The organism is Mesorhizobium sp. M0276 (assembly GCF_040321755.1).
Classification (GTDB): Bacteria; Pseudomonadota; Alphaproteobacteria; order Rhizobiales; family Rhizobiaceae; genus Mesorhizobium.
Window position 1 is genome coordinate 17,971 of the sequence record NZ_JAMYSC010000065.1, and the last position, 9,333, is coordinate 27,303.

General features: G+C 62.9%; 12 protein-coding genes and 2 pseudogenes. 1 reads left to right on the forward strand and 13 read right to left on the reverse strand.

What is annotated here, in order from left to right:
* Positions 1–66 precede the first annotated feature (66 nt).
* The 13 genes and pseudogenes from NKJ01_RS31205 to NKJ01_RS31265 all read right to left on the reverse strand — a co-directional run.
* The gene (locus NKJ01_RS31205; RefSeq protein ID WP_352734066.1) at positions 67–834 is read right to left on the reverse strand and encodes a lytic transglycosylase domain-containing protein; all 768 of its coding nucleotides are present in this window, start codon (positions 832–834) and stop codon (positions 67–69) included.
* A gap of 4 nt (positions 835–838) precedes the next feature.
* Positions 839–1,174, reverse strand: a pseudogene (locus tag NKJ01_RS31210) (DUF736 domain-containing protein).
* Positions 1,175–1,218: 44 nt separating this feature from the next.
* Complete coding sequence (locus tag NKJ01_RS31215) at positions 1,219–1,764, reverse strand: S26 family signal peptidase (RefSeq protein ID WP_352734067.1); 546 nt, start codon at positions 1,762–1,764, stop codon at positions 1,219–1,221.
* Positions 1,761–2,255, reverse strand: a complete 495-nt coding sequence (locus tag NKJ01_RS31220) for a DUF2840 domain-containing protein (protein WP_352734087.1) — start codon at positions 2,253–2,255, stop codon at positions 1,761–1,763. Before NKJ01_RS31220 ends, NKJ01_RS31215 begins: the two co-directional genes overlap by 4 nt.
* Positions 2,256–2,275: 20 nt before the next feature.
* On the reverse strand, positions 2,276–2,530 hold the full coding sequence (locus tag NKJ01_RS31225; RefSeq protein ID WP_352734069.1) for a hypothetical protein: 255 nt from the start codon (positions 2,528–2,530) through the stop codon (positions 2,276–2,278).
* The gene (gene parA, locus NKJ01_RS31230; protein ID WP_352734071.1) at positions 2,527–3,165 is read right to left on the reverse strand and encodes a ParA family partition ATPase; all 639 of its coding nucleotides are present in this window, start codon (positions 3,163–3,165) and stop codon (positions 2,527–2,529) included. The genes NKJ01_RS31225 and parA overlap by 4 nt, the downstream gene beginning before the upstream one ends.
* A complete protein-coding gene (locus tag NKJ01_RS31235) occupies positions 3,162–4,304 on the reverse strand; it encodes a replication initiator protein A (protein ID WP_352734073.1) in 1,143 nt (380 codons plus the stop codon). The genes parA and NKJ01_RS31235 overlap by 4 nt, the downstream gene beginning before the upstream one ends.
* Before the next feature lie 17 nt (positions 4,305–4,321).
* Positions 4,322–4,603 carry a helix-turn-helix transcriptional regulator gene (locus tag NKJ01_RS31240; protein WP_352734075.1) on the reverse strand — a complete coding sequence of 94 codons (282 nt, stop codon included), beginning with the start codon at positions 4,601–4,603 and terminating at the stop codon, positions 4,322–4,324.
* A 136-nt stretch (positions 4,604–4,739) separates the two neighbouring features.
* Positions 4,740–5,291 (reverse strand): DUF2285 domain-containing protein, encoded by a 552-nt coding sequence (locus NKJ01_RS31245; protein WP_352734089.1) that lies wholly within the window; start codon positions 5,289–5,291, stop codon positions 4,740–4,742.
* Positions 5,191–5,511: a transcriptional regulator domain-containing protein gene (locus NKJ01_RS31250; protein WP_352734077.1), complete on the reverse strand. Its 321-nt coding sequence runs from the start codon at positions 5,509–5,511 to the stop codon at positions 5,191–5,193. Before NKJ01_RS31250 ends, NKJ01_RS31245 begins: the two co-directional genes overlap by 101 nt.
* 120 nt (positions 5,512–5,631) lie before the next feature.
* Positions 5,632–5,910, reverse strand: coding sequence for a DNA -binding domain-containing protein (locus tag NKJ01_RS31255; protein WP_352734091.1), 279 nt, complete (start codon positions 5,908–5,910; stop codon positions 5,632–5,634).
* 111 nt (positions 5,911–6,021) lie between these two features.
* A complete protein-coding gene (locus tag NKJ01_RS31260) occupies positions 6,022–6,234 on the reverse strand; it encodes a helix-turn-helix domain-containing protein (RefSeq protein ID WP_352734079.1) in 213 nt (70 codons plus the stop codon).
* Between the two features lie 187 nt (positions 6,235–6,421).
* A pseudogene (locus NKJ01_RS31265) lies at positions 6,422–6,592 on the reverse strand (DUF736 domain-containing protein); the annotation flags it as partial.
* Between the two features lie 218 nt (positions 6,593–6,810).
* Here NKJ01_RS31265 and NKJ01_RS31270 point away from each other — a divergent pair.
* Positions 6,811–9,249, forward strand: coding sequence for a TOTE conflict system archaeo-eukaryotic primase domain-containing protein (locus NKJ01_RS31270; protein WP_352734081.1), 2,439 nt, complete (start codon positions 6,811–6,813; stop codon positions 9,247–9,249).
* Positions 9,250–9,333: the final 84 nt, after the last annotated feature.

Consider the following 9,333-nt stretch of genomic DNA (forward strand, 5'->3'; position numbering starts at 1 on the left):
GCCGCTCCTGCAATTCCCTCCACCCTGCGCCATTCCACGCCCGTTCGCGCGATCCTGCGAAACTCGTCATCGTGGGCCTCCAGTGCTGGGACGGGCGATGAACAGGCCGTCGGAAACGGGCGAGATGGCGGAGAGATCGTGCACGGGAGTTGCCGCCGGGGCGTCATCGGGCTGATCATCGCGCGGTGCAGGATCGACAGCCGGCCTGGGCTCGGACTGGGCGGCGAACAGCGGTGCGCGCATCCAGCTATTGCGCTCGACGGCCCCGGCTACGACGAAAGGGCGATCGACTTTTCCGCCTCCGACAAGAGGCGCAAGGGCAGCGACGTAGGCGCGGGTTTCGGCTGGAAGCGCACGGCGGCCAGCGAGGTATTCCTCGTAGCGGCCGGGGCCAGCATTGTAGGCGGCGAGGAAGCCCGGTGATCCATAGCGGTCGTGCATTTCGCGCAGATATGCCGCGCCCGCCAGGATATTGTCGCGTGGGCTGTAGGGATCGCTGCCGAGACGGTGGCGAAGACGAAGTTCCGCCCACGTGCCGGGCATGATCTGCATCAGCCCCATGGCGCCCACAGTTGAGACCGCCAGGACGTCGCCTGTGCTTTCGGCGCGCATGACGGCGCGTATCCAGCTCTTCGGAATGCCGAACCGCTGCGACGCCTCAGCGATGATTGCCGCATAAGGACCTCCGGCAGCCGCCCGTTCGATCGGCGAATTCTGCGCGACCGATGTGGGCGGCAAGGCAGCGATCGACAGAAGGCCGGAAAGGAGAAGGAATGCGATCCAGCGGGCGACCTTGGGAAGGCCGGCGGCGGCGCGGTGACGGGAGGTCCGCATGGCGTCACTCCCGCTCGCCGCTCTTGGGCGAACGGTTCCAGTGCAGAGACCATGACGCACTGTCGGCATCGGATCGGAACAGGTTTGCCCGGATCGGCTGCGCGAAGACGGGATCGTCGAACAGCAGCGAGACGTATTCGCGGCTTCTCTCCAGTGCGCTTCCAGCCTGCGCCAACCTCGGGTCCATCACCGTCCTCGCCGATGTGGATGCGAAAATCCGGCGCGTTCTCGGCGTCCGACGGCTTGGCGAGAACCAGTCCGAGTTGAACGTCGAGCGTGAGCGTCTGGAGTTGGCCGGAATATCCGGACTCGTGCGGGTGAACTCTCCGATCTGTGCCATTTGAAAGTTCCTTTGTGCGGTGCGCGTTGAAGGTTCACGCGTGATCAGTGGGTTGGAGCGCGCCATTCGTAGCGGCCAGTCCCGTCCTCATCCGTCCACATCGGGGTGGCACGGCCGATGATCGAACTGGTCTGAATCGGTCCGAAGTAGCGGCCATCTAGGCTGTCGCGGACCTGTCCATTCATCAGGAAGACTTTGCCGCTGACGATGCGCTGGCAGCCCTGCCAGGCCGGCAGTGGGTGGTCGCGGCGATCGTGTTCGAGCGCCTTGCCAATCTCGATTCCATCGACGGTGATGGCGAGGCCATTGCGACAGACTTCCTGTCCGGGAAGGCCGGCGACGCGCTTCATCAGCGGCACACCGCGCGGCAGGTAGCCGTTGTCGGCAAGGAAGCTCGCCAGTGGTTCCGGAGCATCGGCAGCGACAAGATCGCCCGCAGCAAGCCGCCCTGTCGGCCGGATGCGGTAGAGACCGATCGGCGTGCTGGCTGACGCGTTCCAGATCAGTTTCGGCGCGACATGAATGAAGGACAATCCGCCGATCGCCAACACGGCGAAGTAGGTCGTCGTGACGTAGCCGTACCGCATCATGGTTCGGCCCTGCGGCGCTGGAGCCAAGCGTGATGACGCTCGCGGGTGTAGGGGCGTGGCTCCTGGTCGGCCTTCAGACGGTTGTGGACATGACGCCAATGGTCGGGCGCGACATCGACGGGATCTATGCCGAGCGCCTCAATGGCGTCGATGGCTTGCAGCACGCGCTCGACCTTCGGCCAGCGGTCGACTTTCAGAAGGATGTCGCCGCCTGGTCTGACGAACGGCAGCGTCTGGAACGGTTCGCCCTCACGAACCGCGCGCAGGATATCGATGCGCGAGATGATCGTGCCGAAGTCGTTCGCGGCCCAGCGGACGAAGGCGAAGGTCGTGTTGGGCGCAAACCCGACGACGCGGTGGCGCTGGTCGAGAACCTGCTCGTGAACCTTGCGACCGAACCTGATCCAGTGCTCGATCCGCTTCTCGATCCAGGTCAGCTCAACGAGGGTTGTGGATGGTGTGGCAACGTCGGACTGTCGGCCGCCGCGCATACGAGGCGTCTGGTTTCGGGTCACGGAGTGTCTCCTTGGCTCTCGGGAAATTCGCGGGCGAGCAGGTCGCGAAGCATGTCGGCGACCGTCTGGCCGCGTCCAAAGGCGGCGATCTTGATGCGGCCGCCAAGCTCTGGTGTGATGTCGATCGTCAGCCGGGCGGTGAAGCCGGAGGCGTCACTGCTTCGACCCGGCGGTATCTCGGATTCCTTGATCCAGTCCTCGGCGGTGCCGGGACGTGCGGCGAAGCCGCGCTTGGGGGATCGCCCGTTCATGGCGAGATCCTCCCGACCTCGGCCGCGAAGGCCGCAATCTCCCGTGCCGCCGGGCTGTCCTCGTCTGTCTCGAAGACGAGGCGACCCGATTGCGCTGCGTCGGCAAAGGCGACGCGCTGGCCGATGGTCGTGGCGAGCACCGGCGGGTCGTGATCGGCCAAAGTCTCGGCCGTTTCGCGGGCGATGACGGTGCGCGTGGCGCAACGATTGAGCACGAAGCGCGCTGAAAGCTGCGGACGGTAAATCCTCGCCTCACGGATCAACGCCAGCATCTCGGCGGACGCCCAGCCATCGAACGGGGACGGCTGAACCGGGACAAGCACGAGATCGGCGGCGAGGAGTGCCGAGCGCATCAGCCCGGCGACACGGGGCGGCCCATCGATGACGATGTGATCGACGTCACGGGCCAGGTCGGGCGCTTCGCGATGGAGCGTGTCACGCGCCAGGCCGACGACACCGAACAGGCGCGGCAGACCTTCCCGGGCGCGCTGCTGCGACCAATCGAGCGCCGAGCCCTGCGGGTCGGCGTCGATCAGCATGACGCGCTTTCCCGTCCTGGCCCATTGTCCGGCAAGATGTAGCCCCAGCGTCGTCTTGCCGACGCCGCCCTTCTGATTGAGGAGCGCTACGATCATTGTGCCCCTCGCGGCTTAGGTTCGAGGGGAAGTTCAGGCGTCGGAACACCGGATTTACTGAAAGACGTATGCGGGAAGATCGGGGGCTGAAGCGTCTGTGTTTCGTCGCGATTGCCGTCGTCGGCAGAGCTTTTGACGATGCCGCGCGCGCCATAAGAGTTAGATTCTGTGTTAGATTCTAAGTTAGGGAAGCGATTTTCGCTTGCCGTGCAGTCGGTTAACCCCGGTTTGGGTTCCCGATAGCACGAGCCTCGGGTTCCCGATGGCACGATAGTGCGGGTTCCTGATGGCACGAGGCCGTCCACAGGTTTTCCACGGATCGACGGCTCAAAGGCGAGCAGTACGCGGCCGCCGATTTCGACCTCGATGAACAGGGTATAGCCGGGAAGCGGCTGGCGGCGGATGATGTCGCGCAGTTCGAAGGCAAACCGCTTGAAGGGCGAGAGGCTGCCGGACTTCAGGTAGAGATGGCGGAAGTCGAAGCGCCAGCCGGTGCGCTGGCGGCCGCCATGTTTACGCACGAGCCTATAGAGCCAGCGGTCGAGCCCGCCCGTCAGCGAAAAGTAGTCGCGGTCGATGGTGAGTACGAGGGCGTCGTCGAGAACCGCCTGGTAGAACCAATCGGGGACGATCAGTTCAATGCCGGCGGGACGGCCGTGACGATCGGTGCGCTCGACCCATTCGTTGATCCAGGAGAAGCGGTGCCGGCGGCTCTGTGCGGGCTGGCGAATTGTCGTCGCTATCGTTGTCGATTGCAGTCGATCGAGCGCCGCCTTGAGGCGCTGGTAGTCACGAGCGCCGACGCCGCGTCCGATGAAGGTGAGAATTTCGTAGGGCGTCACCGCCATGAGGCGCGACGTTTGCAGTCCGGCGTCGCGCGCCTCGACGATCTGGCTTGCGGCCCAGATCAGGATATCCGCGTCCCAGATGGTCGCCATACCATGTTCGAGCACGGCTTCGACGCGGATGACAACGTCTCCGGCGGAGAAGTCGATGGGCTGTATCCGATGGGACTTGGAGAGGCTGAAAAACGGATAGGCCATGAGATCCTGCGTGTCTCGGGGTGCGAGATCGCTGCCGCGCGCACGAAACAGCTCGAGCTGTTCGCGTTCCGACTGGGGGCGACGTCGCACTGGCATTGAGGGAACCGCCGCGGTCAGCGGCCATGGCGGCCGGCAAGGACTGGTGTGACGGCCTCCTGGCGCTTCGCAGGGAGGACGGCCCCGCGAGGATCGGAGGTCGAGGTAACGGCACCCCGATCCGCCCAAGCCTGTAGGTCGTCGATCGCGTAGACGACGCGCCCGCCGAGCTTTCGATAGGATGGGCCGGTCCCGTAGGTCCGGTGTTTCTCCAGGGTGCGGCCGGACAGACCCAGGAATCGAGCAGCTTCGGGAGTACGCAGAAAGCGCGGCGGCAAGCCGGTGAGGTTGGCGGACATGAACGGGCCTCCGTGGGTTCATTGAGGCCGCTGGCGATCAGCGGCGGACGAAGGCCACGGTGGCGGAGAGGAGCCGCGAGGGGGAATGGCGAAGAAGGGTGAGCTAAATTCGCACCCCAGTCGTGACGCGAGCGCGTCAGGACTTGCGGCGGTGGCGCAGAAGCTTGCGATAGCCGCCGGCGATCAGGGCGCGGCCGTCCTTGACGAGGTCTATGGTGCTGTCTCGCAGCGGCGACGTCTTCCAGGAATCGGCAGCGACACGCGGCGCGCCGTAGATGACGTTTGCGATCTCGCGGTAGCTCGCGCCGTTCATGCTGCCGTCGACGGCCTGCAGCATGTGGCGCAGCCTTCGGCGTTGCTGTGCCGTCAGGCGGGTATCGGGGAAAACGCGACGGCTGTGCAGTGCGCGCCAGAGCCGCGTGAGGGCCTCGATGCGATCGAGGCCGTCGGGGTCAAGCGGAACAAGGGCCGCCAGCGGCTGATCGGGTCGGGCATCGCCGAGCACGAGAAGGCGCACGGCAGCGGCACCCTCGCCATGCACAATGCTCAGCCCCTCCGGGCCGAACTGCGCGTTGCGCCGATCGAGATCAGGTGGCGCAACGCCTTCCGAGCCCAGAATTGCCGGGATCGCTGTAAGAATGACGGTGCCCGGATCGGCTTCCGGCGTCCAGAATATCGCGGTCTCGATGGCGCTGAAAGTTGGGTGGACAGGGAAATCGAAGCCCCCAGCGCGTTTGCACAAGGTGCGCCAGGCGCTGACGATCCGTGTCGGTATCTTCGACTTCAGCGTAGTCGCGCTGGTAGTTGGCGTTGCGGCGCAACCATTCCCAAGCGAGATCCGCGGCGACAAGGTCGTCGAGATAGTCGTACGTCGACGAGGATCGCCACTGTGATGTGTCAGGCCGCATCAGTGTTCTCCAGGCGTGCGTGTGTCGTACATGCTGGGAGCGACACGATTGCCGAATGGAAAGACCTCGGGAAGCCCTCGCGTGGACAACGCGCGATGCGGGCGTCGCATCGCGGTTGGGTTAGTGACGGCCCTCGCGAACAAGCTTGCGGTAGCCGTGCTCTGTCATCCAGCGGGCGCGAGCAAGATGGGTGTCGTAGACGCGGCGGGCTCGTTCGGGTTCGAGGTCAGCATCTAAACCAAAGAGGATCGAGACCGCCTCGTGCCAGTCGGCACCGTCCGCCGCCGCGTCAAGCAGGCGAACATACAGCTTCATGTGCTCGCGATCGTACCTGGTGAGCTCTTGGCTCTCTGGTGGCTGGTCCAGAAACGCTTCTTGTGTCACGCCGATCTCCCGCAGCCTGTCATTGCAGCGTCTGCATCATTGCCAGCAGTATAGGCTGGCAGGTGAATGTGCGAGTGCACTAAGGCATCGCGTGATGCGCGGGGTGCATCGCCGCGACAAGATCGATCAGGCGTCTTTGCGGAAAAACTCGGTGGGATCGACGTCCAGAACTGCGGCGAGCTTTTCGAGCATGTCGATTGTGGCTGCATGTTCCTCGCGCTCAAGCATGCCAACATAGTTGCGATTGACGTCGGCACGATCCGCAAGCTCCTCCTGCGACAAGCCCGTGGCATGCCTCAGCCGGCGTAAATTCTTCGCAACTCTCTCCCGCAAGATCATTTGGGAGGAGTCACCGGCTACCTAATATACTGCCACCCAATATACTAGGTATTCGTTCGTTTGGAAACCGCCTGTGTGTGTCGCGCGAGGCGAAGGGCGCTCGTTGGGCGCGACGCATGTCCGCGCGCCGCCCGAAAAAGAGCTTGGCCCCGCCCGGTGTGTCCGGGCGGGGCGTTGTTCAGGCCGCCTACTCGCCGTTACGGCGGCTGGGGCGGGACCAGATGAGGCTGAAGCCTTCGCCTTCCTCGTCGGCGAAAAGGTTCGCATAGATCGGAGCGTTGAAGCTCGGGTCGTCCAGCTTGAGGCCGAGGTAGTCGCGGCCCTCGTTGGAGGTTTTGGACCAAGCGGCGCCGATCTCGGCGTTATGTAGTGCACCACATAACACCGATTATGCGTAGCGCGGGATTATGCGGAGTTGCGAGCTGACGGCCCTGGTTTCTCTGGGTTTTGTCGCTGTGTCGCTCCGCATAATCTCGACCATTGAGCCGCGGCTCGTCGCACGTTGTCCGCTTTAAGCCCGAGCGTCCTTTGGTCTATGTTGAATCCGGCACGAACCTTGAGGCGTGAGCTGCGACCTTGGCGGACGAGAATGATATTTCTGACGAAATCGCGCGCATTCGGCGGCGGCTAGCCGACCTGGATACAGAGCGGATGGCGCTTACGCGCGAACTGGAAGCGCTGGAGCAGACACGGATTTCCGATATCCGTACCGCCGGACAACCCTCTTTTGCCGATGCCCCTGTCACCAACAATTCGTCATCGGCCGAGAAAATCGAGTTGTTCCGCCGTCTGTTTGCTGGGCGTCCCGATGTCTTTCCGGTTCGATGGGAAAACAGGAAGGCTGGGCGCTCGGGATATTCGCCAGCTTGTTCCAACGAGTGGGCGAAGGGGATTTGCGGCAAGCCGAAGGTGAAATGTGGCGAGTGCCCGCATCAGGCGTTCATTCCGTCCTCCGGGGACATCATCGAAAAGCATCTGCGCGGCGGCGATACCCGCAGTGGTGACTTTGTCGCCGGGGTGTATCCACTGCTGCAAGACGAGACGTGCTGGTTCCTTGCCGCCGACTTTGACAAGGAAAGCTGGGCGGATGACGCCAGAGCATTGCTCGGCACCTGTCATGCGAAAGGAATTGCCGCTGCCCTGGAACGGTCGAGATCGGGGAATGGCGGCCATGTCTGGATATTCTTCTCCGAGCCTGTTCCGGCAAGGACCGCCAGGCAGATGGGTTCTGCCCTGATCACGGAGACGATGGAGAAACGCCCCGAGATCGGCTTCACATCCTATGATCGCTTCTTTCCCAATCAGGATACGATGCCCCTTGGGGGCTTTGGCAATCTGATTGCACTGCCGTTGCAAAGAAAAGCTCGGGAGATCGGCAACAGCGTCTTTGTCGACAAGGATCTGCGACCCTACGACGATCAATGGGCGTATCTATCGTCCCTGCCCAGATTGTCGGCGGACATGGCCTTCAGGATCGCGGACGAGGCGGAACAGTCAGGCCGGGTCTTGGGTGTCCGCATGCCGGTGGACGACGAGCATGCCGACGAGCCGTGGAAGATGTCGCCGTCACGCCGCAGTGCGCCACGGCGTATTGAGGGCGCGATACCGCAACGTATCAGGATCGTGGTCGCTGATCAGGTTTACATCGACAGGACAGGACTTCCGCCAGCCCTGATTGCGCAGCTTATTCGCCTGGCAGCTTTCCAGAACCCGGAGTTCTATCGCGCCCAGGCCATGCGGTTGCCGACATTCGGCAAGCCTCGGATTGTCTCGTGCGCCGAGCTTTATGAGCAGCATGTCGCTCTACCCCGAGGCTGCCTCGAGGAAGCGATCGATCTCGTCAAAAGCCATGGCGCCGTTGCCGATTTGGAAGATCTACGTGAAATCGGCCTGGCACTTCCTGAGAACGTATCCTTCCAGGGCGGATTGCGACGGCCGCAGTTGGTGGCTTTCGATGCTCTCGTCGCCCATGAAGCCGGCGTGCTTGCCGCAACGACCGCCTTTGGCAAGACCGTCGTCGCGGCGGCGCTGATTGCGCACCGTGCGCGAAACACGCTCATCCTCGTCCACAGACGGGAACTGCTCACTCAATGGGTGGAGCGCCTAAGTTCCTTTTTGAACATTGACCCGAAACAGATTGGCGTTGTCGGTGGCGGAAAAAGAAAGCCGACAGGCGTCATTGATGTGGCACTTATCCAGAGCCTCGTCCGCAATGGGGAAGTTGCGGACATGGTCGCTGATTACGGTCACCTGATTGTCGATGAATGTCATCATCTGTCCGCAACGAGCTTCGAGCTTGTCGCCCGGAGATCGAAAGCGCGGTACGTCGTAGGTCTGTCCGCGACCGTCGCCCGAAAGGACGGACATCATCCGATCATCTTCATGCAATGCGGGCCTGTTCGCCATCGTGTCGATGCGCGGGTTCAAGCTGCCGAGCGGGGTATCCGCCATCGTGTGCGCGATCGCTCCACGCAGTTTGAATTGCCAGCATCCCTGGCTTCGGCCGAGCGGCCCTCGATGCCTGCAATCTATGCGTCCTTGGCGCAGGACGATGGCCGGAATGATCTGATCTTCGATGATGTGCTGAAATCGCTTGAAGCCAAGCGTTCGCCCATCGTTCTTACGGAGCGGAAAGACCATCTCGACTATCTTCGGCAAAGGTTCTCGCCCTTCGTGAAGAACCTCGTCGTGCTGCGCGGCGGCATGTCGGCGAAGGATCGCAAAATCGCGAACACGGCGTTGAATGTCTCGGATGACGATGAGCGTCTGATCCTCGCGACAGGCCGCTACATCGGCGAAGGCTTTGATGATGCTCGGCTAGACACGCTGTTCCTGACGATGCCGATCGCCTGGAAGGGAACACTGGCGCAGTATGTCGGCCGGCTGCATCGCGAGCATGATGGAAAAAAGGATGTTCTGGTCGTGGACTATGTCGATCAGACGGTTCCCGTCCTCGCCCGGATGGCTGCGAAGCGACGGGCGGGTTATCGCGCGCTGGGCTACGTGATCGAGTAGCGGCGCCCCACCGTGTTGGGAGGCGCCGCGGTATGGATCAGCGTGACCAGATCAGAGCATACTTGCCATCGTCGCCTTCGAAGA

What these genes read in the sequence shown, in the direction of transcription:
- NKJ01_RS31220 (WP_352734087.1), bottom strand. Translation starts at nt 2,255, where the DNA reads ATGCGCGGCGGCCGACAGTCCGACGTTGCCACACCATCCACAACCCTC.
- NKJ01_RS31205 (WP_352734066.1), bottom strand. Translation starts at nt 834, where the DNA reads ATGCGGACCTCCCGTCACCGCGCCGCCGCCGGCCTTCCCAAGGTCGCC.
- NKJ01_RS31235 (WP_352734073.1), bottom strand. Translation starts at nt 4,304, where the DNA reads ATGCCAGTGCGACGTCGCCCCCAGTCGGAACGCGAACAGCTCGAGCTG.
- NKJ01_RS31240 (WP_352734075.1), bottom strand. Translation starts at nt 4,603, where the DNA reads ATGTCCGCCAACCTCACCGGCTTGCCGCCGCGCTTTCTGCGTACTCCC.
- NKJ01_RS31215 (WP_352734067.1), bottom strand. Translation starts at nt 1,764, where the DNA reads ATGATGCGGTACGGCTACGTCACGACGACCTACTTCGCCGTGTTGGCG.
- parA (WP_352734071.1), bottom strand. Translation starts at nt 3,165, where the DNA reads ATGATCGTAGCGCTCCTCAATCAGAAGGGCGGCGTCGGCAAGACGACG.
- NKJ01_RS31225 (WP_352734069.1), bottom strand. Translation starts at nt 2,530, where the DNA reads ATGAACGGGCGATCCCCCAAGCGCGGCTTCGCCGCACGTCCCGGCACC.
- NKJ01_RS31250 (WP_352734077.1), bottom strand. Translation starts at nt 5,511, where the DNA reads ATGCGGCCTGACACATCACAGTGGCGATCCTCGTCGACGTACGACTAT.
- NKJ01_RS31260 (WP_352734079.1), bottom strand. Translation starts at nt 6,234, where the DNA reads ATGATCTTGCGGGAGAGAGTTGCGAAGAATTTACGCCGGCTGAGGCAT.